This is a genomic window from Micromonospora sp. NPDC049151 (assembly GCF_040648395.1).
In the GTDB taxonomy this organism is placed as follows: Bacteria; Actinomycetota; Actinomycetes; order Mycobacteriales; family Micromonosporaceae; genus Micromonospora.
In genome coordinates, this window is the sequence record NZ_JBEZDP010000007.1 from 35,857 (window position 1) to 58,448 (window position 22,592).

23 protein-coding genes are annotated in these 22,592 nt (G+C 73.0%); 13 read left to right on the plus strand and 10 right to left on the minus strand.

Features of this window, described 5'->3' with window-relative positions:
* Nucleotides 1–46: 46 nt before the first annotated feature.
* Genes AB0B20_RS10525 through AB0B20_RS10535 form a run of 3 tightly spaced genes read right to left on the minus strand, consistent with a single transcriptional unit; the run spans nucleotide 47 to nucleotide 2,759 of the window.
* Nucleotides 47–1,183 carry a glutathione-independent formaldehyde dehydrogenase gene (locus AB0B20_RS10525; protein ID WP_030274411.1) on the minus strand — a complete coding sequence of 379 codons (1,137 nt, stop codon included), beginning with the start codon at nucleotides 1,181–1,183 and terminating at the stop codon, nucleotides 47–49.
* 41 nt (nucleotides 1,184–1,224) lie between these two features.
* Complete coding sequence (locus tag AB0B20_RS10530) at nucleotides 1,225–1,887, minus strand: HAD family phosphatase (RefSeq protein ID WP_357470025.1); 663 nt, start codon at nucleotides 1,885–1,887, stop codon at nucleotides 1,225–1,227.
* A 23-nt stretch (nucleotides 1,888–1,910) separates the two neighbouring features.
* Entirely contained in the window at nucleotides 1,911–2,759 is an 849-nt protein-coding gene (locus tag AB0B20_RS10535) for a hypothetical protein (RefSeq protein WP_357387658.1), read from the minus strand.
* A gap of 455 nt (nucleotides 2,760–3,214) precedes the next feature.
* Between AB0B20_RS10535 and AB0B20_RS10540 the strand changes: the two genes are divergently transcribed.
* Complete coding sequence (locus tag AB0B20_RS10540) at nucleotides 3,215–4,225, plus strand: hypothetical protein (protein WP_357387542.1); 1,011 nt, start codon at nucleotides 3,215–3,217, stop codon at nucleotides 4,223–4,225.
* Between the two features lie 63 nt (nucleotides 4,226–4,288).
* Here the strand turns inward: AB0B20_RS10540 and AB0B20_RS10545 are convergent, their stop codons facing one another.
* Entirely contained in the window at nucleotides 4,289–4,951 is a 663-nt protein-coding gene (locus AB0B20_RS10545; RefSeq protein ID WP_357387544.1) for an FKBP-type peptidyl-prolyl cis-trans isomerase, read from the minus strand.
* Between the two features lie 156 nt (nucleotides 4,952–5,107).
* Here AB0B20_RS10545 and AB0B20_RS10550 point away from each other — a divergent pair, with 156 nt between their 5' ends.
* The gene (locus tag AB0B20_RS10550; RefSeq protein ID WP_281585313.1) at nucleotides 5,108–5,500 is read left to right on the plus strand and encodes a PPOX class F420-dependent oxidoreductase; all 393 of its coding nucleotides are present in this window, start codon (nucleotides 5,108–5,110) and stop codon (nucleotides 5,498–5,500) included.
* A 48-nt stretch (nucleotides 5,501–5,548) separates the two neighbouring features.
* Here AB0B20_RS10550 and AB0B20_RS10555 read toward each other — a convergent pair whose 3' ends face one another.
* Nucleotides 5,549–6,541: a Ku protein gene (locus AB0B20_RS10555; protein WP_357387548.1), complete on the minus strand. Its 993-nt coding sequence runs from the start codon at nucleotides 6,539–6,541 to the stop codon at nucleotides 5,549–5,551.
* Between the two features lie 87 nt (nucleotides 6,542–6,628).
* Between AB0B20_RS10555 and ligD (AB0B20_RS10560) the strand changes: the two genes are divergently transcribed.
* Both ligD (AB0B20_RS10560) and ligD (AB0B20_RS10565) read left to right on the plus strand, forming a co-directional pair.
* A complete protein-coding gene (gene ligD, locus AB0B20_RS10560; RefSeq protein WP_357387550.1) occupies nucleotides 6,629–7,567 on the plus strand; it encodes a non-homologous end-joining DNA ligase in 939 nt (312 codons plus the stop codon).
* The gene (gene ligD / locus AB0B20_RS10565) at nucleotides 7,557–8,465 is read left to right on the plus strand and encodes a non-homologous end-joining DNA ligase (protein WP_357387552.1); all 909 of its coding nucleotides are present in this window, start codon (nucleotides 7,557–7,559) and stop codon (nucleotides 8,463–8,465) included. Before ligD (AB0B20_RS10560) ends, ligD (AB0B20_RS10565) begins: the two co-directional genes overlap by 11 nt.
* On the opposite strand, the gene AB0B20_RS10570 is transcribed toward ligD (AB0B20_RS10565), so the two are convergent.
* Nucleotides 8,398–9,519 (minus strand): hypothetical protein, encoded by a 1,122-nt coding sequence (locus AB0B20_RS10570; RefSeq protein WP_357469800.1) that lies wholly within the window; start codon nucleotides 9,517–9,519, stop codon nucleotides 8,398–8,400. The genes ligD (AB0B20_RS10565) and AB0B20_RS10570 overlap by 68 nt on opposite strands.
* A 351-nt stretch (nucleotides 9,520–9,870) precedes the next feature.
* Between AB0B20_RS10570 and AB0B20_RS10575 the strand changes: the two genes are divergently transcribed.
* The 4 genes from AB0B20_RS10575 to AB0B20_RS10590 all read left to right on the plus strand — a co-directional run bounded on the left by AB0B20_RS10575 (nucleotide 9,871) and on the right by AB0B20_RS10590 (nucleotide 13,233).
* On the plus strand, nucleotides 9,871–10,557 hold the full coding sequence (locus AB0B20_RS10575) for a TIGR03089 family protein (RefSeq protein ID WP_357387556.1): 687 nt from the start codon (nucleotides 9,871–9,873) through the stop codon (nucleotides 10,555–10,557).
* A gap of 457 nt (nucleotides 10,558–11,014) precedes the next feature.
* Nucleotides 11,015–11,872, plus strand: coding sequence for a GNAT family N-acetyltransferase (locus AB0B20_RS10580; protein ID WP_357469803.1), 858 nt, complete (start codon nucleotides 11,015–11,017; stop codon nucleotides 11,870–11,872).
* A complete protein-coding gene (locus AB0B20_RS10585; protein ID WP_357387559.1) occupies nucleotides 11,865–12,188 on the plus strand; it encodes a hypothetical protein in 324 nt (107 codons plus the stop codon). Before AB0B20_RS10580 ends, AB0B20_RS10585 begins: the two co-directional genes overlap by 8 nt.
* Before the next feature lie 91 nt (nucleotides 12,189–12,279).
* Nucleotides 12,280–13,233: a zinc metalloprotease gene (locus tag AB0B20_RS10590; RefSeq protein ID WP_357469806.1), complete on the plus strand. Its 954-nt coding sequence runs from the start codon at nucleotides 12,280–12,282 to the stop codon at nucleotides 13,231–13,233.
* 52 nt (nucleotides 13,234–13,285) lie between these two features.
* Here AB0B20_RS10590 and AB0B20_RS10595 read toward each other — a convergent pair whose 3' ends face one another.
* Entirely contained in the window at nucleotides 13,286–14,965 is a 1,680-nt protein-coding gene (locus tag AB0B20_RS10595; RefSeq protein WP_357469809.1) for a DNA repair helicase XPB, read from the minus strand.
* Nucleotides 14,966–15,149: 184 nt separating this feature from the next.
* Between AB0B20_RS10595 and AB0B20_RS10600 the strand changes: the two genes are divergently transcribed.
* The gene (locus AB0B20_RS10600; RefSeq protein ID WP_357469812.1) at nucleotides 15,150–16,025 is read left to right on the plus strand and encodes a L,D-transpeptidase family protein; all 876 of its coding nucleotides are present in this window, start codon (nucleotides 15,150–15,152) and stop codon (nucleotides 16,023–16,025) included.
* 144 nt (nucleotides 16,026–16,169) lie between these two features.
* The gene (locus AB0B20_RS10605) at nucleotides 16,170–16,406 is read left to right on the plus strand and encodes a hypothetical protein (RefSeq protein ID WP_269702695.1); all 237 of its coding nucleotides are present in this window, start codon (nucleotides 16,170–16,172) and stop codon (nucleotides 16,404–16,406) included.
* A 1-nt stretch (nucleotide 16,407) separates the two neighbouring features.
* On the opposite strand, the gene AB0B20_RS10610 is transcribed toward AB0B20_RS10605, so the two are convergent.
* Nucleotides 16,408–18,870, minus strand: coding sequence for a helicase-associated domain-containing protein (locus tag AB0B20_RS10610; protein ID WP_357469815.1), 2,463 nt, complete (start codon nucleotides 18,868–18,870; stop codon nucleotides 16,408–16,410).
* Nucleotides 18,871–18,907: 37 nt separating this feature from the next.
* Between AB0B20_RS10610 and AB0B20_RS10615 the strand changes: the two genes are divergently transcribed.
* A complete protein-coding gene (locus AB0B20_RS10615) occupies nucleotides 18,908–19,531 on the plus strand; it encodes an HAD hydrolase-like protein (protein WP_357469818.1) in 624 nt (207 codons plus the stop codon).
* Nucleotides 19,532–19,559: 28 nt separating this feature from the next.
* Nucleotides 19,560–19,946, plus strand: a complete 387-nt coding sequence (locus AB0B20_RS10620) for a cold shock domain-containing protein (RefSeq protein ID WP_030503574.1) — start codon at nucleotides 19,560–19,562, stop codon at nucleotides 19,944–19,946.
* On the opposite strand, the gene AB0B20_RS10625 is transcribed toward AB0B20_RS10620, so the two are convergent.
* Nucleotides 19,907–20,737 (minus strand): 1,4-dihydroxy-6-naphthoate synthase, encoded by an 831-nt coding sequence (locus AB0B20_RS10625; RefSeq protein WP_357469821.1) that lies wholly within the window; start codon nucleotides 20,735–20,737, stop codon nucleotides 19,907–19,909. The two genes, AB0B20_RS10620 and AB0B20_RS10625, sit on opposite strands and share 40 nt — an antisense overlap.
* A gap of 34 nt (nucleotides 20,738–20,771) precedes the next feature.
* Nucleotides 20,772–21,482: a TetR/AcrR family transcriptional regulator C-terminal domain-containing protein gene (locus AB0B20_RS10630; protein WP_357469825.1), complete on the minus strand. Its 711-nt coding sequence runs from the start codon at nucleotides 21,480–21,482 to the stop codon at nucleotides 20,772–20,774.
* A 117-nt stretch (nucleotides 21,483–21,599) separates the two neighbouring features.
* Here AB0B20_RS10630 and AB0B20_RS10635 point away from each other — a divergent pair, with 117 nt between their 5' ends.
* On the plus strand, nucleotides 21,600–22,583 hold the full coding sequence (locus AB0B20_RS10635) for an NAD(P)-dependent alcohol dehydrogenase (protein WP_357469829.1): 984 nt from the start codon (nucleotides 21,600–21,602) through the stop codon (nucleotides 22,581–22,583).
* Nucleotides 22,584–22,592 lie beyond the last annotated feature (9 nt).

Genomic DNA, 22,592 nt, shown 5'->3' on the forward strand with positions numbered 1-22,592 from the left:
CCGAACATGCGGCCCCGGGAGCACCCGGCCACCGTACGACGGCTCGTCAGGCGGCCGGCTTGAGCACGACCTTCGAGTAGCCCGGCTCGCGGCGGTCGAAGCGCTGGTACGCCTCCGGCGCCGCGTCCAGCGGCAGTTCCTTGCTCACCACGAAGCTCGGTGTCGCCCGCCCCGCCGTGATCAGGTTCCGCAGGTACGCGTTGTAGGTCTTCACATTCGCCTGCCCGGTGCCGATCCGCAGGCCCTTCTCGAACAGCTTGCCCACCTTGAACAGCAGCTCACCCCGGGCGGAGTGCTCGTCCGGGGCACCCGGGTCCGCCGAGAGGTAGAGCCCGACCACGCCGATCGCCCCGGTCGCGCGCACCACCTCCACGAGCGTGTTCAGCACCAGCGCCGGCTGCTCCTCGCCGCTGGGCGCGGACGCCTGGTAGCCCACCGCGTCCACGCCGTGATCGGTCCCCACCCCGTCGGTCCGGTCCCGGATCTGCTCGACCGGGTCGCCAGCGCTGAAGTCGATCGCTGTGGCGCCGATCGACTCGGCCAGCCGCAGCCGGTCCGGCACCCGGTCCACCACGAACACCTCGGACGCCCCGATCAGCACCGCCGAGTACGCGGCCATCAGCCCGACCGGCCCGCCGCCCATCACCGTCAGGTTCTCGCCCGGCCGCAGCCCGGTCATCGCCACCCCGTGGTAGCCGGTCGGGAAGATGTCGGCGAGCATCGCGTAGTCGTTCTCGTGCTCGGTTCCCGGCGGCAGCTTCAGGCAGTTGAAGTCGGCGAACGGCACCCGCAGGTACTCCGCCTGCCCACCCCGGTACGGCCCCATCGACACGTAGCCGTACGCGCCGCCGGCGAAGCCCGGGTTCACCGTCAGGCAGAACCCCGTGCGCTGCTCCCGGCAGTTGCGGCAGAACCCGCACGCCACGTTGAACGGCATCGAGACCCGGTCACCCACGCGCAGGCTCGTCACGCCCGGCCCGGTCTCGACGATCACGCCCATGTTCTCGTGGCCGAACACGATGCCCGGCTCGGCGGCCGTCCGTCCCTCGTACATGTGCAGGTCCGAACCGCAGATGGCGGTCGTCGTGACCTGGACGACCACGTCGTTCGGATCCTCGATCCGCGGGTCGTCGACCTCGTTGACGGCCACCTCGTGCGGCCCCTCGTACACCACAGCCCTCATGTCACCGACCGTAGGCCGGGTGGTGGCGGCAGGTGGGTGGTTCAGTCGATCCCCGCCACCACCTCGGGCGTGAGCGCGCCGATCGAGGGGAGCAGCACGGCCGCGAGCGCCTCGGCGTCCGGATCGAGCGGGTACGACGCGTGCGGCACCGCCACCACCCGGCATCCGGCGGCCGCGGCAGAGCGGACCCCGTTCGACGAGTCCTCCACCGCCACGCACCGGGCCGGGTCGACGCCCAGCCGCTGCGCCACCGCCAGCCACACGTCCGGCGCGGGCTTGCCCCGGGCCGTCTCCTCGGTCGACAGCGTCGCGCCGAACGAGCCGGCCAGGCCCGTCGCGTCCAGCGCCGCCGCGATCAGCCGGGTCGGCGACGAGCTGGCCAGCCCCAGCGGCCACCGCGCGGCCATGCGGCGCACGACCGCGTCCGCGCCGTCGATCAGTGGTACGCGCTGCGCGTACCGCCGGGCCATCTCGGTCACCACCTCGGTGGCGACCTGCTCGGCCGACCTGTCGACGCCCAGCTCACCGCTCAGGTAGGCAGCCCACTCACCGGTGCTCATGCCCATCAGCCGGCGCTGGGTGTCCGGTTGCCAGGCGCCGCCGTGCTCGGCCACGTACGCCCGCCGGACCTCCTCCCAGACCGGCTCGGAGTCCACGATCACGCCGTCCAGGTCGAAGAGCACCGCGTCCACCACGAGGACCATCCTGCCCCAGCCGACGGCCGGACTCACCGGGGCAGCGTCACTCCCGCCGAACGCTGCGCCGGAAGACCGATCGGGGCCTTGGGCGGGATGATCGTGCGGCAGCGCGTCGCGATCGGTTCCAGCAGCTCCCGCAACCGGGCGGTACGCTCCGCGCCCAGCGCCCGCCACGGGCCCGCCGCGGCCCGGTCGGTGGCCTCCTCGACCACGCGGAACGTCTCCGTGGCGTGCGGCGTGGGGCTCAGGTCGCCGGTCAGCCAGCCCTTGTCCACCAGGCCTCGCTCGGCGGCGGCCCACTGCTCGTCGGTCCAGCCCCGGGCCGGCTGGTGGAACTCGCGGGACTGGTCGACCCGGCACCGCCAGGCCACCACCTCCGCCGGCTCCAGCCCGGTTGTCACCAGCGCCGCCACGTGGCCGTCGCCGCGGTGCTCGCGCAGCGTGGCGGCGGCCTGCCAGAGCCGGGCCAGCGGGTACTCGCCCCGGGGCAGCGCGGCGTTCACCGCGCCGAGCACCCGGCCGGCGACCTCCACCCGGCTGGCCGCCTCCTCCAGCAGGTCGGCCGCCTCGACCAGGTGCGACTCGGGCAGCTCGTAGGTGAACTCGGCGAGCGCCTGCACACCCCCGGTGAGCCGGGCCCGCAGCGCCTCCTCCGGCGTGGCCAGGCGCCACACCGAGGGCAGCGCACGGGCCACCATCGCCGGCGCGAAGCTGAAGAAGGCGGCGGTGACCGCCGGCGCGTCGACCGGCCCGAGCGGCGCGGCCCGGCCGGCGAAGTAGCCGCGCCAGTAGCCCCGCAGCCCGACCGCCTCGAACGCGGCCCGGGCGCGCGGGTGGAAGTAGGTCACCGCGTGGACCGGCTCGTAGAGCGTCCACATCTGCCGGGTCACCCCGGTCTCGTCCAGCGCCGCCACGTGCACCTCCGCGTCGGTGGGCAGATCACCGCGAGCGGCCGGACCGCCCGCGGTGAGCATGAACTTACTGCCCGTGGTGACCGGGCGGAAGCGGAGGGGCAGCGGGGAACGACGATCAACGATAGATTCATCTCACTCTATGCATCCGAGGGGATGCGCCGAGTTACTTCAGTGTGCCGGCATGCCGGCGAGGACCGAAAGGACCAGGGATGGGCAGACTCAGTCGGGTGACGAGAAGGGCAGTTCTCTCGGGGGCTGCGGTGGTGGTGGCGGCCGGGCTCATGCCCGCACAATCGGTGGGTGCGGCACCTCCGCCATTCCAATACGCGATCAAGGGCGGTACGCCCGAATGGCGCAGCCTCACGACGCACAAGGCGATGGTGGAAGCCGTCCAGATTCCTCGTGCGACAGTCGCGGCCATGAGCACGGAACAACTCGCCACGGCGGTGCTGGATTACCCCCTGCTGCCCGACGCGTTGGCATTCAACAACGTCCAGCAGGGCCTGGAGACGGTGGCTTCCCGGTTCACCGGGCTCCGCGAGCTGCTGGCCCGCCCCGACGCGGGCGCGGTGCTGCTGAACCGCTACCGGAAGCTGGATGCCGCCATCCCGTCGACGGCCACCGAACTGCAGGCGGGTGATCGGACGCTCGAAGCCTGGAAGCTGGAGAGTCTGCTCGCGCAACCGCAGGTGCTCGACGCCATGTCGGCGGGCCAACTCGAATCGCTCCTGCGCCTCGGGCTGGAGAAGTTCACCGTGAAACAGAGCCACGCGAAGGTGTACGGCGAGGCCGGGCTGGAGCCCACCGCGGTCCTGCTCGGCCGGGCGCTCGGGGTGCGGGAAGGCTGGAACTGGAAGCAGTCACAGCTGCTGCGCGAAGCCGTCCAGCTGGTGCCGGACGCCACGGCCACCACCGTGGACGCGGTTCGCCGGCACCTGGCCGAGCCGCTCGCCCGCCACGAGGTGACCGACGGGTTCAGCACGCAGGACTACTCGAGCACAGTCTCCACGCCGAGGGGTACGTCGGTTTCTGTCATCGTCATGACCTCCGAACTGACCAGCGCGCAGATCACGTCCTACAACAACTACGTCGCCACCAACTACCCGTCGGCGACGCGTGAGCGGAGCGCGTCGCGCAAGTACAACTGCCACTCCTACGCCTGGTACTCCACCGCCACGTCGAACGACCGCTGGATGAACAGCCCCGGCGACGACAAGTACTGGCAGGACGGCAGCTACACGCTCTGGCACACGCCTCTGGTGTGGTACTCCGGCATGAGGATCTCCTACTCCAGCGACGACCACTCGGGAATCTGGGTGGGCACCGGGAACTACGTCCGCTCGAAGTGGGGCCAGATGGGCCAGATCTACCACCTCTGGAACTACACGCCGTACAACGAGGCGACCACCAACTCCTACTTCCGGAGCTGATCGGCGCGGAGACGGCCGTCTCGCGGGATGCCGGGCCTACCAGCATCCCGCGAGACCCGCGGCCTACTTCGCCGCCAGCACGTCCACGACGAAGCGCAGCGCTCCCGCCGGGTAACCCTGGGGCGGGTTGGTGCCGTATCCCAGCTCGGCCGGCAGGTCCACCTGCACCCGGCTGCCCACCGGCACCCCGACCAGACCCTGGTCCCAGCCCTTGATGACCTGGCCCACGCCGATCGGGAAGGTGGCCGGCTGGCCGTTGTTCCAGGAGGCGTCGAACTCCTTGCCGTCCTTGTAGGTGACGCCCACGTAGTTGGTGGTGATCTCCTGGCCCTTCTTCACCGCCGGGCCCGTGCCCTTGACCAGGGTGGTGACGGTCAGCTTTGTCAGCTCACCCGTGCCGGCCTTGACTGTCGGCTTGGTCTTCAGCGCCGGGTCGATGCCGGCGGGCAGCTCCGGAGCGGGCATCGCGGTCGGCTCGGCCGGGGCGCTGGGGCTCGCCGAGGAACCGGCGGTGGACGCCTTGTCGTCGTCCCCGCTGTTCAGCCAGACCAGGCCACCGACCAGGGCCACCACGGCGAGCACGCCGACCGCCGCGCCCAGCATCGACTGCCGGCGGCGACGCGCCTCGGCGGCCTTCTTCTCGGCCAGCTGGGCGGCCAGCCGCCGCCCTGCCTTGGTGGCCGGGGCGGCCTGGCCCTCCGACCGGTTCTCCACACGCTCGCTCACGTCGACTCCCTGCAGGTGGGTGGGTGCGCCCCCGGCGGGCCGCCGCCGAGGCCAGCGCACACGGTACCCGCCCGGAGCCCCAGCGTGCCCATACGCCCGCCACGATCCGGACACGAAGCCCGATACGGGGGCGCCGCGCCGGGGTACGGTCCGGCCATGGCGATCCTCACTGAAGAAGACCTGGCACTGCTCGGCGAACCGCAGCTCGCGCACGTGGCGACGGTCGAGTCCGACGGCACCCCGCACGTCACCCCGGTCTGGGTGGACACCGACGGCGAGCACATCGTGTTCAACACGGCCAAGGGCCGGCAGAAGTACCTCAACATGGCCCGCAACCCGGTGGTCGCGGTGTCGGTGGTCGACAAGGCCGACGACTTCCGCACCCTCTGGGTGAAGGGCACCGCGGAGTTCGTCACCGAAGGCGCCGACGAGCACATCGACCGGATGGCGAAGAAGTACCTCGGGCAGGACACCTACCCGTGGCGGCGCCCCGGCGAGGAGCGCGTCATCGTCCGCGTCACGCCGACCGAGAAGCTCGGCCGCGGCTGAGCGGCGCGGGCCCCGCGTCCACCGGGGGCGGGGCCCTCGCCGTACGCGTCAGGCGCTCTTCTTCTTCGCCGGGGTCTTCTTGGCTGCCGTCTTCTTGGCCGGTTCGGCCTTCTTGGCCGCCGTCTTCTTCGCGGGCGTCTTCTTGGCCGCGGTCTTCTTCGCCGGTTCGGCCTTCTTCGCCGGCGCCTTCTTCGCGGCCTTCTTCGCCGAGCGGGCGGACGAGATCGGCGTCGGCTCGGCCCCGCCACCGGACGGCGCCTCGCCCCGGGCCGCCCGGGCCCGCTCCACCGACGCCTTCAGCGCGGCCATCAGGTCCACCGCGGCGGCCGGCGCCGCCTCTTCCTCCTCCGGCTGCACCACCTCGCGGCCCTCGACCTTCGCGTCGATGACCTCCTGCAACGCGGCCCGGTAGTCGTCGGTGAACGCGTCCGGCTCGAACTCGCCGGCCATCGAGTCGATGAGCGAACTGGCCATCGCCAGCTCCGGCGGGCGTACCTTCAGGTCCTCGTCCAGGAAACCGAAGTCCGGCCGGCGGATCTCGTCCGGCCACAGCATGGTGTTGAGCAGCAGCACGCCCTCGCGGACCCGCAGCGTGGCCAGCTGCTCGCGCTGGCGCAACGCCACCTTGACGATCGCCACCCGCTCCGAGTCGGACAGCGCGTCGCGCAGCAGCACGTACGGCTTCGTCGCCGAGCCCTCCGGCTCCAGGAAGTACGCCTTGTTGTAGAGGATCGGATCGACCTGCTCGGCCGGTACGAACTCCAGCACGTCGATCGCGTGCGAGGTGCTCAACGGCAGGTCGGCGAAGTCGGAGTCGGTGAGGATGACCATCTCACCGCCGCCGATGTCGTACCCCTTGGCGATGTCGTCGTAGGTCACCTCCTCGCCGCAGACCGAGCAGGTGCGCTTGTAGCGGATCCGGCCGCCGTCCTCACGGTGCACCTGGTGGAAACGGATGTCCTTCTCCTCGGTGGCCGAGTAGACCTTCACCCCGATCGACACCAGGCCGAACGAGACCGCTCCTTTCCAGATCGCCCGCATTCCCGCGCTCCTCTCCCCGGTTGACCACCAGAATCGCAAACGATCGAACGAGACGCACGCGCTTCCGTGCGCAACTACAGTCGAGAGGTGCCCGGCGCGCCGTTGAAGCCGATGCTCGCGACGACCGGGCAGCTCCCGGCCGGCGCCGCTTGGTCGTACGAGTTCAAGTGGGACGGCGTACGCGCGCTCGCCGACATCTCCCGCGGCGACAGGCACTTCTACGCCCGCTCCGGCGTCGAGATCACCACCGCGTACCCGGAACTGCTCAACCTGGCCGAGCAGGTGGACGACGCGCTGCTCGACGGCGAGGTGGTCCTCTTCACCGACGGGCAGCCCTCGTTCACCGCGCTCGCCGAGCGGATGCACGTACGCAACCCGGTGAAGGCGGCGCGGCTGGCGGCGACCGTGCCGGTCACGTACATGATCTTCGACCTGCTGCGGCTCGACGGCGTCGACCTGACCGCCCGGCCGTGGCGGGAGCGGCGGGCGGCGCTGGAGTCGCTCGGGCTCGGCGCCGCCCGGTGGGCGGTGCCGCCGGTCTTCACCGACGGCCCGGCCACCTACGCGGCGGCCGGCGAGCACGGGCTGGAGGGGGTGATGGCCAAGCGGGTCGACTCGCTCTACCGGCCCGGCGTGCGCTCGCCGGACTGGGTGAAGGTCAAGCTGGAGGTGACCGCCGACTTCGTGGTCGGCGGCTGGCGGCCCGGCGCCCGGCGCGTCGGCGGGCTGCTGGTCGGCGTGCCCGGCCCGGACGGGCGGCTGATCTACCGGGGACGCGTCGGCGGCGGGATCGGCGCGGCCATCGAACGGGAACTGCTGCGCGAACTGGAACCGCTGCGCGCCACCGCGTCGCCGTTCGCGGCCGGCGTGCCGCGCGAGGATGCCCGGGGCGCGATCTGGGTAACTCCCCGGATCGTGGTGGAGGTCAAGTACGGCCAGCGCACGCCGGACGGCCGGCTGCGCTTCCCGCGTATCCTGCGCCTGCGCCCCGACAAGCCGCCCGAGGAGGTCGACGATGCCGGCTGACCGGCTCAAGGTCGAGGTCGAGGGGCGCTCACTGGAGTTGTCCAACCTGGACAAGGTGCTGTTCCCGAAGGCCGGCTTCACCAAGGGCGAGGTGATCGACTACTACACCCGGATCGCCCCGGTGCTGCTGCCGCACCTGCGCGACCGCGCGCTGACCCGGATCCGTTTCCCCAACGGCGTCGACGGCGGCTCGTTCTTCGAGAAGAACGCCCCCGCCGCGACCCCCGCCTGGGTACGCACCGAGAACCTGCCCGCGCCCGGCTCGACGAAGGGGCGGGAGACCATCGACTACGTGGTCTGCGACGAGCTGCCCACGCTGGTGTGGCTGGCCAACCTGGCCGCGCTGGAGCTGCACACTCCGCAGTGGAAGATCGGCGCGCACCCGGACATGATGGTCGTCGACCTGGACCCGGGCGCCCCGGCCGCGCTCAAGCAGTGCTGCCGGGTGGCGCTGCTGATGCGCGACCGGCTGGCCGACGACGGGATTTCCTCGTTCCCGAAGACGTCGGGGAAGAAGGGCATGCAGCTCTGCTGCCCGATCGCCGGCACGCAGGACGCCGAACTCGTCTCCGACTACGCCAAGCGGATCGCGCAGGAGCTGGAGCAGGCACACCCGAAGCTGATCGTCTCGAAGATGGCGAAGAACCTGCGCCCCGGCAAGGTCTTCATCGACTGGAGTCAGAACAACGCGGCGAAGACGACAGTGGCGCCGTACTCGTTGCGGGCCCAGTCGGTGCCCTCGGTGTCCACGCCGCTGACCTGGGACGAGGTGGAGGCCGGGGCGGCGGGGAAGCGGCCGTCGACGCGGCCGTACACAGCTGGCGAGGTGCTCAAGCGGGTGGAGAAGCAGGGCGACCTGCTGGCCCCGCTGCTCGACGGCGGACCCGAGCTGCCGTGATCCGCCACCACGCGCCGCCCACCAGCAGCAGCACGATCACGCTGATCGCCACGTCACCCACCAGCGCCGCCGCCGGGGTCGCCGGGGCATAGGTCGGCACGGTGTACGCGAGCGCCGCCGCGACGACCAGGCCGGCCGAGCCGGTGGCGAGTACGTGCCGCTGTCCCCAGCCGGGCCGGCGGGACCAGCGCGTCAGCAGGACGGCGGCGATCCCGGCGAGTGCGAGGGCGAGCACGACTCCCGGCCAGCCGGGGGCGATCGTCGATCCCACGTACGCCACCGCCACGACAAGCGCGGGCCGGAGCGGCCGGGGCGGGCCGGCTTCGGTGTGCGGTCGGCCGGCGGGCGGTAGTCCGGCGAGCGTCGGCCGGGTGGACGTCGGCCCGGACGTCGGCCCGGGCGTCGGTGCGGTGGGCGGTGGCCCGGCGTGCCGGTGGCGGAGCAGGGCGACGGCGACCAGGGCCAGCGCCACGCCGGTGGCGAACGCCAACTGGACCGGCGAGGCCAGGAAGTTCTTGCGGCCACCGTCGTCGGCGAACACCAGCAGGCTGCCGCCGAGCCAGAGCAGCGCCGCCACGGCCAGCCCCGGCCGGCCCAGCCAGGGCCGTGCCCGGCGGCCCGCACCGAGGTACGACTCGACGAGCGCGATCGGCGCGCAGATGGTCAGCACCACGTGGTTGCCCACGTAGTCGACTGCCTGCCTCGCGCTGAACCCGAGGCCGGGCACCAGCGTGGCCTCCGCGGCGGCCCGGGTGCCGGCGAACTGGGTGTCGTCGAGAAACCCGGGATTGAACAGGGACTGGTCGACAAGGCCGGCCTGGACCACCCCGAACGCGGCGGCGAGCAGCGCGATCCCCGGCCAGCCGAGCCCGAGCCGCCGGGCCGTCTCGCGGATCAGCAGCGCGGCCCCGCCGTACATCGGGGCGAGCACCAGCACGACGAACGGCATGCCGATGAGGGTGAAGCCGCCCCAGGAGCACTCGGCCGTCCACGGGGCGATCAGCAGCAGCGCGATCACCGGCACCAGCCGCAGACACGGGGGTTCGGTCGTCATGACCGCAACCGTCGCGCAGCCACCCGGCCCTCGGATACGGCCGTCGGACGACCGAGCCGGCGACCAAAGTCGATGGCCGGTGCTCTGCTGCGGCGTCCGGTGTGTCCCGAGTGCCCTGCCCGGCCTGGTCGCCCGCGTGTGCGCCGGCTCGGCTCGCCTGGCCGTCCGGGTGCGCCACCGCGTCCGGCTCGGGCGGTCGTGACGGCTGGCCGCCGGGGTGCGTGACGGCTGGGCGCGGTGGCTTGTCCTCGCCGGTCGGGCGGGTGCGCGACTACCGTCCGGCGGTTCGGCCTCCTGATCGACAGGCTTGCCCGGCTAGGGTGAGCTGACCGTCAGACAGGAGCGCATCAGATGGCCACCCACGCACCCGCCGTCGCGGCCGACGCGCCGCTGCTGACCTACCTCGACGACGCCACCGGCGAGCGCACCGAGCTGACCGGGCCGCAGCTGGGCCAGTGGGCGGCCCGCAGTGCCGGGCTGCTGCGCGACGGGTGCGGGCTGCGCCCCGGTGACCGGGTGGCGGTGCTGCTGCCGCCGCACTGGCGTACCGCGGCGGTGCTGATCGGCGCCTGGTCGGTCGGTCTGACGGTCTCGTTCCGTCCTCGCGCGCTGGCCGGCCTGCCGGTGCTCGAACCCGGCGCGGACCGGCCGTACGACGCGGTGTTCGTGACGCCGGAACGCCTCGACGACTGGCTGGAGGACGTGCCCGAGGGGACGCACCGCTACCTGATGGGCACCGGGCCGGGCCCGCTCGCCGAGGTGCCGCCGGGCTGGTTGGACTGGTCGGCCGAGGTGCTGCGGCACCCCACCGACCCGCCGGACTACACGGCGGTGGACCCGGCCGGCCCGGCGACGCCGGACGGCACCAGCTTCGGCGCGTGGCGTCGCCTGGCCGCCGAGATCGCCACCCAGCTCGACCTGCGTCCGGGCGACCGCCTCCGGGTGGACCCGACCGAGGACGAGCAGCCCGTGAGGTGGCTGCTGGCCCCCTTGTCCGCCGGCGCCACGATCCAGATCCACGCCAACCCCACTCCCTGACCCGCCCGCCCTCCCTCCCTCCCGCCTTCGCCGTCGATCTTGCACTTCCTGCCCCTCGGGTGCCGGTTTTGCGGGCTTTCGCCGGGGCGACAACTGCATGATCGACGCAGTAGGGAGTGAACTGCCGCGTCTCCAGGACCCCGGCCGAGGTAGATCTTGGTACGAGGGCGCCCCCATGGGGGGGGCGGGGCCGTACCAAGATCTCGGCGGATCCCGGGCCGGCGGCGGGCGGCCGTTGACGAATCGCGGCGATCTTGGAGTTGTGGCACCTTGCAAAAGCCGCGAAGTCGACATTGGAGGCGCCATAACTCCAAGATCGGCGGGTCGGGTGGGGCGGGGCGGGTGGGGCGGCGAGGGCGGGGGCGGGTGGGGAATCTGGTTGACCGTGGGGGAGGGGGTGGGGCCTACTGCCTCGGTGGAGCGTGGCGGCCGGGTGGGGCGGGCGACGGGAGTGGGCGTGGACGGGACGGGTGCGCTGGTCTGGCGGGAGTTCGGCGAGGACGACCTACCAGCACTGACCGGCCTGGCGCGGGCGTGCCTCGTCGCTGACGGCGGGTTGCCGCTGTTCGGGCGTACCCCGTTGGTGCGGGCGCGGCTGCTGCAGACGCGTACCCACGGCGCCTGGTCCGGCGGCGACCTGGTCGCGGCCGTCGGGGTCGGCACCGGGCGGACGCCCGCCACCGCCACCGGACTCGTGCACCCGGCGTGGCGCGGACGCGGGCTGGGCGGCGCGTTGCTCGACTGGGCCGAGAAGCACGCCGGCGACGCGGGCCTGCTGGTCACCACGGAGACGTGGAACGTCGGCGCGGAGGAGTTGCTCACCAGACGCGGCTACATGCGGACGTTCCTGGAGTGGGTGCTGCGGCACGACCTCGACGCGCTGCCCGAGGTCGCCGCGCCGGACGGGGTGACTGTGGAGCCGGCGACGCTGGGGCGGGAGTTGTTCGCCACCTACCGCGCGTCGTTCGCCGACCGGCCCGGCTTCGTGGAGCCCGAGGCCGGCGAGTGGCTGGGCGACCTGCGCGACGACGAGGACTTCCGGCCGGAGCTGACGCTGCTCGCGCGTGGTCCGGACGGCGAGGCGGCCGGCTTCGTCACAGTGCTCGACGACTGGATCGACCAGGTCGGTGTGGTGCCCGGGTGGCGCGGTCGTCGGGTCGGCGCCTACCTCGTGGCTCGTGTGCTGCGCGGCCTCGCCGACGGGGGCGCGGACGCCGTGTGGCTCTGCGTCAACGACGACAATCCGGCTGCCGGGCTGTACCGGCGGCTCGGCTTCGGACATTTTGGCCGCCGCGCCCGCTACCGGCATGACTGACCCGACCCGGACGGCGATCATGCGGGGCCTCGCCGACCTGTGGGCGAACGGCTGCCCGGTGCCCGCGCCGGAGCTCCGCGAACGGCTCGCCGACGTCGGCCTGCGCCGCTGGCGCAGCGTCGCGCGCCGGCACCGGGGGCGGCGGCTCGGCCCGGACGACCGGTTCAGGGATCTGGTACGCGGACTGGTCGCCGCGTTCGAGCCGGACCGTGCGCTGGTCGGGCCGCTGGTACGCGACTACGAGTGCGTCGCGCGGGTGATCACCGACGCCGTGACGTCGACGGACCCGCCGGGGACTGTTGCCGATGCCCATTGACGTGGTCTTATGGCGGGACGACGACGTCATCGATCCGCAGCTTTGACAACCCCGCGTCGTACTCCTTTCATGTCTCTCGAAAGGTGCAACGATGCACAGGAAACCGACAATCCACCTGGCGGTGCTCGTCGCTGCCGCCGCCACCTTCCTGACCGCCGGGGGAGCCTCCGCCACGCCCGCACCCGTGGCCGCCTCCCCGGTGGTCGCCGAGTGCGAGCCGGGTGCCGGCAACCACAGCGCCGCCCGGGTGCGCGAGGGCGCCACCGCCAAGGAGCCCGCGCTCTACTCGACGAACGAGGCCAAGGCGTACGGCGTCATCAAGGACGCGCCGCGCCTGGCAAACGGCAGCGTCACCGTGCCGACGATCTTCCACATGATCTCGGACCACGAGCTGAGCGCGGCCGAGAAGGCCCGCTGGAACACGCTCATCTCGGCGCAGATGACGGTGCTCAACGACTCGTTCGCGGGTCGTACGGCGGCCGACGCGTCGGACACGCCGTTCCGCTTCTCGCTCGTGGACACCACCTGGACCGTGAACAGTGCCTGGTACACGGTGGTGCCGGGCAAGAACGAGCGGGACATGAAGAAGGCGCTCTACACCGGCGACTCCCGCACGCTGAACGTCTACGCGGCGAACATCGGTGACGGGCTGCTCGGCTGGGCGTACTTCCCGAAGGGCTACAACAACGGCCGTGACTACATCGACGGCGTGGTGATGCTGGACGAGTCGATGCCGGGCGGCACGGCCGGCAAGTACGCGCTCGGCGACACGCTGACGCACGAGGTGGGGCACTGGCTGATGCTGGAGCACACGTTCGCGCACGGCTGCTCCGCGTCCGGCGACTTCGTGGCGGACACGCCGCGTGAGGCGGTGCCGCAGTTCAACTGCCCGATCGGGGCGGACACCTGCACCGCCCCGGGGCTGGACCCGATCCACAACTTCATGGACTACACGCAGGACTCCTGCATGAACATGTTCACCCCGGGCCAGGCCGACCGGATGAGCGACGCCTGGGTCGCGTTCCGCGCCAGCGGCAAGGGCTGACCGTGAGGCCGGGCGGGCCGCCCAGCAGCGGCCCGCCCGGCCGGCACGCCGGTCAGTCGACGCTCGGCAGCGGGGGCCCGAGCACGTCGTCGGCGTCCACGATGGTGTACGCGTATCCCTGCTCGGCGAGGAACCGCTGCCGGTGCGCGGCGTACTCGGTGTCGATGGTGTCCCGGGAGACCACCGTGTAGAAGTGCGCCTGCCGGCCGTCGGCCTTCGGGCGCAGCACCCGGCCGAGCCGTTGCGCCTCCTCCTGCCGGGAGCCGAACGTGCCGGACACCTGGATCGCCACCGCCGCCTCGGGCAGGTCGATGGAGAAGTTCCCGACCTTGGAGATGACAAGGGTCCGCACCTCGCCGGAGCGGAACGCGTCGAACAGCCGCTCCCGCTCCTTGTTCGTGGTGGAGCCCTGCACGATCGGCGCGTCCAGGTATTCGCCCAACTGGTGCAACTGGTCGAGGAACCCGCCGATGACGAGCACCTGCTCGGACGGGTGGCGCTCCACCAGGGCCCGCACCACCGGCAGCTTGGTGCGCGCGGTGGCCGCCATCCGGTAGCGCTCCTCGGCCTCCGCCGTCGCGTACGCCAGCCGCTCGGCGTCGGTGAGCGTCACCCGTACCTCGGTGCACTCCGCCGGGGCGATCCAGCCCTGCTGCTCGATGTCCTTCCACGGCGCGTCGTACCGCTTCGGGCCGATCAGGCTGAACACGTCGCCCTCCCGGCCGTCCTCGCGTACCAGAGTCGCGGTGAGGCCGAGCCGGCGGCGGGCCTGGAGGTCCGCCGTGAAGCGGAAGATCGGCGCGGGCAGCAGGTGCACCTCGTCGTAGACGACAAGGCCCCAGTCGCGGGCGCCGAACAGGTCCAGGTGGGTGAACGCGCCGCCGCGCCGCGCGGTGAGCACCTGGTACGTGGCGATGGTGACCGGGCGGATCTCCTTGCGCTCGCCCGAGTACTCGCCGATCTCCTCCTCGGTCAGCGACGTGCGGGCGATCAGCTCCCGCTTCCACTGCCGCCCGGCCACCGTGTTGGTGACCAGGATCAGCGTGGTCGCCTTCGCCTCGGCCATCGCCGCCGCGCCGACCAGCGTCTTGCCGGCGCCACACGGCAGCACCACCACGCCGGAGCCGCCGGCCCAGAACGCCTCCACCGCCTCCCGCTGGTACGACCGCAGCGTCCACGGCTTGCCGCCGTCGGAGCCGGACTCGGCCAGCTCGATCGGGTGCGCCTCGCCGTCCACGTACCCGGCCAGGTCTTCGGCGGGCCAGCCCAGCTTGAGCAGCGCCTGCTTGAGCCGCCCCCGCTCGGACGGGTGCACCGCGATGGTGTCGTCGTCGATCTTGGTGCCGAGCATGCCGGCGAGCTTCTTGCTCTTGGCGACCTCGATCAGCACCACCCGGTCCAGGGCGCGCAGCACCAGGCCGTGCACCGGGTCGTTGGCGAGCTGGAGCCGGCCGTACCGGTCCATCGTCTCGGCCACGTCGACCAGCAGCGCGTGCGGCACCGGGTAGCGCGAGTATTTGATCAGCGAGTCGACCACGCCCTCGGCGTCGTGGCCGGCGGCCCGCGCGTTCCACAGGCCGAGCGGCGTGAGCCGGTAGGTGTGCACGTGCTCGGGGGAGCGTTCCAGCTCGGCGAAGGGCGCGATGGCCATCCGGCACGCCTGCGCGTCGGGGTGATCCACCTCCAGCAGCAGCGTCTTGTCCGACTGCACGATCAGTGGTCCACCGCTCACGCCAGCGTCCTCTCGCATCGCCCGGAACCCGCCGCCCGGAACCCGTCCGCGCCCGGCTGACCTGCCGCAGGCCGACCATCCAGTGTTGCACGCCGGAGGGCACCGCAAAAAAGTCTCGCTGGACAGGCAACGTCATACTCGTCCCACACGTCTAGCAAGCGGGACGATTGTCCAGGGAGGGCCCATGCAGCGTGTCCGGTTTCTCGCACGGGCCACCGCCCTGGCGGTGGTCGTGCTGGTCGGTGTCGGCGCCTGTGCGCTCGATCCGCAGGCGGAAGGCGCCGGGGGGAGCACCCCCGGCCCGGTCGGGCTGACGGAGGGAGCATCGGGGGCGAGCGCGTCGCCCGCGCCGGAGCAGCCGGTCACGTCCCCGTCGGCGCAGCCGAGCCGGACGGCCTCGCCGAAACCCTCCCGGTCGCCGAAGGCGACGAAGACGACCAAGCCCAAGCCCAAGCCGAGCGCGTCCGCCGGGTGCCCGCAGGGGGAGCACCAGCGTGCCGTGGAGACGTACCTGACCCGGCTGGGCGGCTTCGGGACGCTGACCGTGGACGGCGAGCAGTCCGCCGCCGACTGCGCGGCGATCAAGAAGTTCCAGATCCGGTACGGGATCAGCCCGTCCTCCGGTCGCGCCGGTCCCACCACGTACGACGTGGCGAAGCGGCTGGCCGCCACCGACACCGCGCGGTGCAAGGCCGGTTCCCGGCTCACCTTCTGCGTCGACCTGACCCGGCAGACGGTCTGGGCGATGCGCGGCGGCAAGGTCGTGATGGGCCCGACAGTCACCCGTACCGGTATGTCCGGCTACGCCACCCCGGCCGGCACGTACTCGGTGGGCTGGAAGAACCCGCGCGAGTGGTCCAACCCGTACGAGGTGTGGCTGCCGTACTGGCAGCAGTTCAACGGCGGGATCGGCTTCCACGAGACCACCACCTACCTGCACAACGGCGCGATCGGCTCGCACGGCTGCGTGAACCTGCTGCACCGTGACGCGGTACGCCTCTGGGAGCTGGGCTCGGTCGGCACCCGCGTGGTGGTGATCGGCCGCCGCCCCGGCACCTGAGCACGCCGCCCCGGCACCCGAACCGGCCCGCGCCCGCCCTACCCGTGTCCGGACCGCCCGGATCAGGGTTTTAACCCCTGTCCGCGCGGTCCGGTTGGTGTAACCCTGGAAGCCGGGTCCATGCCGGGACGGGGAGGGACTGCCATGACCGTTGACCAGGACGTGCTTCCCGAGGACGAACGGGCGCGGCAGCAGGAGGTGCCCACGGCGGTGGTGCTCGCCTACGCGGCGGCCGCGGCGGGGGTGTTCGGCTGGTTCCTGTTCGGGCTGCTGGTGCAGCAGCAGGGCTTCGTCGACTCGGTGGGTGAGGCGGCCGGCACCGCGTTCGCGTTGCTGCTGGCCGTGTCGGTGATCGGCACGCTGCGCCGCAACGGGGAGTAGCTCACTCCTCCAGCACGGCGGCGGTGATCCGGTGCAGCGCGAACGTGTGCAGCATCTCCGTGCGGTCGTCCTCGGCGCGCAGGTAGCCGGCACCGATCGACACCGGGCGGACCAGCCGGGACGCGGTCGCCCCGTGCGCGTCGACGTAGCCCACCCAGACCAGCGCCTTGTCCCGTACCGCCTGCTGGAGCACCGCCAGGGCGTCGCCGTGCCCGGACACCGGCGTCGGACCGGCCGCCGCCGGGCCGCCCCGGACCACCGCCGGGGCCCGCCGCGCGGCCCGGGCCGCCGCCTCGCCCCGGCGGATCTGCTCCACCACGCCGAGCAGGCGGGGCATCGGCAGCTTCGGCGTGGCGAGCGGGTCGACCGCACGACCGATCGCGGTACGCGCCGGCGCCCGCCGGGTCTTCGGGCGTGCCAGCACCATCGCTCCGCTGGCGTCCTCGGGCACCGGGGCGTACCCGGCGTCGCGCAACGCGGTGAGCATCCGGTTGACCTGGTACGGGGTGACCAGCACCGTGGGCGCGAGCCGGCGGAACGCCAGCGGCTCCAGTCGCCGGTCCGCCTGGACCTCGCTGAGCAGCGCCTCGTCGTCGCTGCGCACGTATGCCCCGGCCGACCCGACGCGCAGCCCACCGTGCTTGCGGGCCGCGTCGTCGACCAGGTAGGTCAGGCCCTGCGGCACCGGGGTGCGCGAGCGGCGGCGGAACAGCGCGTGCAGGTCGTCGGCCGTGTAGCCGGCGTCGAGTGCCCGCCTGATGCTCGCCGTGGTGACCCGGTGCACGCTGGCGCCGCCCGCCGACTCGTGCTCGGCCACCACGTCCAGTTCGGCGGCGAGCGCCGGGTCGGGCGGGCCGGGCACCACCACCGTCAGGTCGGCCTGCACCAGGACGTGGTCGACCGGGGCGGGCAGCAGCGCGTCCAGCGCCCGTACCGTCGTCGACGCGTCGCCCGACTCGGCGTCGGAGCGCAGCCCGAGCGGGTCGTCACCGCGCTCGTCGGCCTCGGTCAGCTCGGCGAGCAGCAGCCGCCCGTACGAGGTGAGCGCGCCGAGCCCGGTCACGCCCAGCGTGGCGGCCTCGGCGAGTACCTCCCGGTGCGCCGCCTCCCGTCCCCGGGCCCGCCGGGGCGTGCGCCAGTCCAGCAGCTCCAGCACCTCGTCCGGGGTCGGCGCGGTGCCGGGTGGCTGGTCGGCCAGTACGGCGAGCACAGCCCGCCGGGTGGCCGGCGCACCGGCCCGTTCCGCCTCGGCGGAGAGCACCGAGATGGGCCGGTCCCGGTCGTCGCGTTGCCCGATCAGACCGGCCTGGCGGGGCATCGACATCCAGGCCCGGGCGAGCTGGTCCCAGCGCTGGGCCAGCGACACCGCGCGCCACACCTCGTACCCGCCGGTGGGCAGGATCTGCAGGTCACCGCCGTACCGGGTGGTGGCCGCACCGGTCAGCTCCATCTCGCCGGTCAGCCCCGCCGCGTACGCCACCTCGAACAGCAGCGCGGTGGTCGGCTCGTCCAGCCCGAGACCGCGGGCGAGCCGCCGCAGGTCGCGTACGCCGACGCCGCCGGAGCGCAGCACCGGGGCGGGTTCCGCGGTCAGCGCCTCCAGCATCGCCTCGATGTGCCGGACCACCTCCATGGTCTGCCCGGCCCCGGCCGAGTCGACGGACTTGACCTCGCGCGCCGGGCCGGACACCACCGGCGGGCTGGTGCGCAGCGGCCCGAGCGGACCGGCGTCGCGGCGCAGCACCAGCCCCACCTCGCGGGGCAGCTCGACGGTGCCGTTGCGGCCGCCGGACATCCGGACCAGCAGCCGGTGCTCGACCAGCCAGCGGATCGGCGAGCCGGTCGGGGCGCCGCCGTTGACCAGGTCGGGCGGGAGCACGTCCTCGGCGCCGGTGGCGGGGGCCTCCAGCGCGCCGGGCGCCACGGTCCCGACCGGCGGCCCGGCGGCGAGCCGGTCCAGGACCGCCCGGGCCGAGGGCGGCGCGGACAGCAGCGTCCGCCGCAGCTTCGCCGGGTCCGCGCAGAGCGCCGCCGCGCGCGGGTCCAGCTCCGCCGCCGGTCGGCCCAGCCCCGCCGGGTACGGCGACACCTCGTCGATGCCGCCGGCCACGCACAGGGCGTGCTCGGGGCCGTACAGCAGGAACCGGGCCCGGAGGCGGTCGACGGCGGCGCGGACCGTCGTGGGTGCGGGCGGGTGCGGCCCGGCGGTGGCCATGGCCAGGATCTGGTCGGTGGAGGTGGTGCCCTCGGGATCGCGGGTGAGCCGGGCGGCGTCGAGGATCTGGAGGGTGAACTGGTCCAGCCCGTCGAGCGCCCGGGCCACGGAGACCCGGGACTGGGCGCGCAGGGCGAGGGCGGACACGTCGGCCGGCACCGGCACGACGAGGTCCGGCCGCAGTTGGAGCAGGGCGGCCAGGGGCTCGTCGGGGAGGGCCCGCAGGTGGTCGGCGAGTGAGGTGGTCATCGTCGTACCACGCTAGCCCGCTGGGTAGGTTCTCGGCATGCCTCCGCTGATGGTCGGCTTCGACCTCGACATGACTCTGGTCGACTCCCGGCCCGGGATCGCCGCCGCGTTCCGGGCGCTGACCGCGCGCACGGGCGTGCATGTGGACGGGGAACTGGCCGTCTCCCGGCTGGGCCCGCCGCTGCGTACCGAGCTGGCGCACTGGTTCCCGCCGGAGCGCGTCGAGGAGGCGGTGACGCTCTACCGGGAGCTGTATCCGGCGTACGCGATCACTCCGACCGTGCCGATGCCGGGTGCCGAGGCCGCGCTGCGCGCGGTGCACGAGCGCGGCGGCCGGACGATGGTGGTGACCGCGAAGATCGGCCGGCTGGCGAAGCTGCACCTGGACCATCTCGGCCTGCCGGTGGACGAGCTGGCCGGGGACGTGTTCGCGGAGCAGAAGGCGGTCGCGTTGCGCGAGCACGGCGCCACGCTCTACGTGGGCGACCACGTGGCCGACATGGCCGCCGCGCGAGCTGCGGGAATCCCCGGCGTGGCAGTGGCGACCGGCCCCTGCTCGGCCGACGAACTGGCCGAGGCCGGGGCGTATCTGGTGCTTGATGATCTCGTCGAATTCCCGAGGGCGCTGGACCGGATCATCGGGCTAGCCTTGGAGGGGTAGACGGTTCGAGTGGAGCGGGGTTCAACAGGTGCCGACGGGTCGAGTGAAGTGGTACGACGCCGCCAAGGGGTACGGGTTCGTCACCAGTGACGAGGGTGGCGACGTGTTCCTGCCGAAGGGCGCGCTACCGGCGGGTGTCGCCGACCTGAAGGGTGGCCAGCGGGTCGATTTCAGCGTGGTCGACAGCCGGCGGGGCGCCCAGGCGATGGGGGTCAAGCTGCTGGAGGCGCCGCCGTCCGTGGCGGAGCTGCGCCGCCGGCCGGCCGAGGAACTCCACGGCCTGGTGGAAGACATGATCAAGGTGCTGGAGGCGAAGGTCCAGCCGGACCTGCGCCGGGGTCGCTTCCCGGATCGGAAGACCTCCCAGAAGATCGCTCAGCTGGTCCACGCGGTGGCGCGCGAGCTGGAGGTCTGAGGGACGAGCCCGGCGTCGGCGGCCCGGCCCAGCAGCGCCTCCACGGCGGCGAAGCCGGCCTCACCCAGGTCGGCGGTGAACTCGTTGACGTAGAGGCCGATGTGCCGGTCCACCACGTCGGGCTCCATCTCCTGCGCGTGCGCGAGGACGTACTCCCGGCTGGCCTCCGGGTCGGCCCACGCCTGGCGTACCGACTCGCGGATCCAGGCGGTGGCCTCGACCGGGTCGACGGCGCCCCGCCGGGCCAGGATCGCGCCGAGCGGGATCGGTAGCCCGCTGTCGCCCTCCCACCACTCGCCCAGGTCGACGAGCGCGGTCAGCCCGTGCCGCGGGTAGGTGAAGCGCGCCTCGTGGATGACCAGGCCGGCGTCGTACCGGCCGGCGGCCACACCCGGCATGATCTCGTGGAACGGCACCACCTCGATGCGCGCCGGTGCCTGGTCGGCCGCCCAGAGCCGGAACAGCAGGTACGCAGTGGTCCGCTCGCCGGGCACCGCCACCGTCGCGCCGGACAGGTCGGTCCGGTCGCCACGGGTCAGCACCAGCGGGCCGCAGCCCCGCCCGAGCGCGCCGCCGCAGGGCAGCAGGTGGTAGTCCTCCAGCAGCCAGGGCAGCGCCGCGTAGCTGACCTTCACCAGGTCGAACGCCCCCCGCTCGGCGGCGGTGTTCGTGACGTCCACGTCCGCGTAGGTCACCTCGACCGGCGGGGCGCCCGGCACCCGGCCGTGCACCAGGGCGTCGAAGACGAACGTGTCGTTGGGGCAGGGGGAGATCGCCAGGGAGAGCGCCACGGTCCCACCGTAACCCCGTCGCCCGGGCGGCCCGTCATCCCGTCCGGTGTGACGTCCAGCCGGTCCGGTGCAGCCGCTCGATGCCGTCGAGCAGCAGGTCCAGGGCGAACTCGAACTCGAACTGGTCGTCGCAGCCCGGCCCGACCACCGAGTCGTCGTCGTGGGACGCGGCGGTGGCGATGGCGGCGAGGTGCGGGAACCGGGCGGCCACCTCCGGCGGCAGGTCCGCCGGTGTGCCGGCGCTGGTCGCGCCGGATCGCCCGGCCTGCCGGGAGGTGTCGAACAGTTCCTGGCTGAAGCCCAGGACCCGGCTGCCCAGCGCGTGCATGACGTGGTGGGCCAGGTCGGTGGAGAAACCGCCGGCCCGCAGCGCGTCGACTGTCGAGTCGAGGTAGGCCAGGACGGCCGGCGTGGGCGTGGTCCGGGACTCGATCGCCAGCGACGCCCAGGGGTGGCGGAGCAGCATCTGCCGCGCCGACAGGATGCGCCGGCGGATCGCCTGCTTCCAGTCGCCGGGCGCCGGCGGGTCGATCTCCGCGACGACGATGTCGATCATGCCGTCGAGCAGTTCGTCCTTGTTGGCGACGTGCTTGTAGAGGGCCATCGGCACGACGCCGAGATCCTGCGCGAGGTTGCGCATGCTCAGCGACTCGATGCCGGTCCGGTCGGCGAGCACGACGGCGGTACGCAGGACGCGATCCCTGGTCAGGGGTGCCCTTCGTGCCGTCTCCGCCTGCTTCGCCATGTCGTCCCCAGTCCTCCCGAAGGCCGTTGACACAGTAACCGCCTTGACTGGTGTACGGCGTACACCTAGCCTTGTCCCATCATGGTGTACGCCGTACACCTGGGAGGGAGTGGCGACATGAAGGCGATCGTCCAGGACCGGTACGGCCCACCGGAGACACTCGTGCTCGCCGACGTCGAGACGCCCGCGCCCGGCCCCGGCGACGTCCTCGTCCGGGTCGAGGCAGCCGCGCTGAACGCGTACGACTGGCACGTCATGCGCGGCGACCCCCGGCTGTCGCGGCTGGCGCTCGGCCTCGCGCGGCCCCGGGCCCGCATCCGGGGCCGCGACTTCGCCGGCCGGGTCGAGGCGGTCGGCGCCCAGGTGCGGCAGGTACGCCCCGGCGACGCCGTCTTCGGCGACCTCGGCGAGGCCGACGGCGCGTTCGCCGAGTACGTGTGCGTGCCCGAGCACCTGGTCGCGCCGCGGCCGGCGAACCTGACCCCGGCGCAGGCGGCGGCGCTGCCGCTGGCAGGCGTCACCGCGCTGCAAGGGCTGCGCGACGCCGGGCGGGTCCGGCCCGGCCACCGCGTCCTGATCAACGGGGCCTCCGGCGGCGTCGGCACGCTCGCCGTCCAGTTGGCGAAGGCGCTCGGCGCGACGGTGACAGGCGTGTGCCGCACCCGCAACGTCGCGCTGGTCCGCTCCCTGGGCGCCGACCACGTGGTCGACTACACCCACGACGACTTCACCCGCGACGGGCGCCGCCACGACGTGGTGTTCGACCTGGTCGGCAACCGCCCCCTGACCGCGTTGCGGCGGGCGCTCACGCCGGGCGGGACGCTCGTGCTCTCCGGTGGTGGCGTCTACCGGGGCGGCAGCCTTCTCGGCCCGATCGGGCTGCTGGCGCGGGGACGGCTGGTCGCGCCGGTCATCAGCCAGCGCGTCGTCGTCCTCGCCACCTCACCCGGCCGGGCGCACCTCGACGTGCTGCGCGAGCACGCCGAGGCCGGCCGGCTCACCCCTGCGGTCGACCGGACGTATTCGCTGCCCGAGGTGCCCGAGGCAGTCCGCTACCTCGAAACCGAGCACGCACGAGCCAAGGTCGTCATCACGATCTGAGCCCGCCGT

Bases quoted from the DNA above. Each gene is read 5' to 3' on its own strand.
- AB0B20_RS10525 (WP_030274411.1), bottom strand. From the start codon at position 1,183: ATGAGGGCTGTGGTGTACGAGGGGCCGCACGAGGTGGCCGTCAACGAG.
- AB0B20_RS10530 (WP_357470025.1), bottom strand. From the start codon at position 1,887: ATGGTCCTCGTGGTGGACGCGGTGCTCTTCGACCTGGACGGCGTGATC.
- AB0B20_RS10535 (WP_357387658.1), bottom strand. From the start codon at position 2,759: ATGTGGACGCTCTACGAGCCGGTCCACGCGGTGACCTACTTCCACCCG.
- AB0B20_RS10540 (WP_357387542.1), top strand. From the start codon at position 3,215: ATGAGCACGGAACAACTCGCCACGGCGGTGCTGGATTACCCCCTGCTG.
- AB0B20_RS10550 (WP_281585313.1), top strand. From the start codon at position 5,108: ATGGCGATCCTCACTGAAGAAGACCTGGCACTGCTCGGCGAACCGCAG.
- AB0B20_RS10555 (WP_357387548.1), bottom strand. From the start codon at position 6,541: ATGCGGGCGATCTGGAAAGGAGCGGTCTCGTTCGGCCTGGTGTCGATC.
- ligD (WP_357387552.1), top strand. From the start codon at position 7,557: ATGCCGGCTGACCGGCTCAAGGTCGAGGTCGAGGGGCGCTCACTGGAG.
- AB0B20_RS10570 (WP_357469800.1), bottom strand. From the start codon at position 9,519: ATGACGACCGAACCCCCGTGTCTGCGGCTGGTGCCGGTGATCGCGCTG.
- AB0B20_RS10575 (WP_357387556.1), top strand. From the start codon at position 9,871: ATGGCCACCCACGCACCCGCCGTCGCGGCCGACGCGCCGCTGCTGACC.
- AB0B20_RS10585 (WP_357387559.1), top strand. From the start codon at position 11,865: ATGACTGACCCGACCCGGACGGCGATCATGCGGGGCCTCGCCGACCTG.
- AB0B20_RS10590 (WP_357469806.1), top strand. From the start codon at position 12,280: ATGCACAGGAAACCGACAATCCACCTGGCGGTGCTCGTCGCTGCCGCC.
- AB0B20_RS10600 (WP_357469812.1), top strand. From the start codon at position 15,150: ATGCAGCGTGTCCGGTTTCTCGCACGGGCCACCGCCCTGGCGGTGGTC.
- AB0B20_RS10605 (WP_269702695.1), top strand. From the start codon at position 16,170: ATGACCGTTGACCAGGACGTGCTTCCCGAGGACGAACGGGCGCGGCAG.
- AB0B20_RS10610 (WP_357469815.1), bottom strand. From the start codon at position 18,870: ATGACCACCTCACTCGCCGACCACCTGCGGGCCCTCCCCGACGAGCCC.
- AB0B20_RS10615 (WP_357469818.1), top strand. From the start codon at position 18,908: ATGCCTCCGCTGATGGTCGGCTTCGACCTCGACATGACTCTGGTCGAC.
- AB0B20_RS10630 (WP_357469825.1), bottom strand. From the start codon at position 21,482: ATGGCGAAGCAGGCGGAGACGGCACGAAGGGCACCCCTGACCAGGGAT.
- AB0B20_RS10635 (WP_357469829.1), top strand. From the start codon at position 21,600: ATGAAGGCGATCGTCCAGGACCGGTACGGCCCACCGGAGACACTCGTG.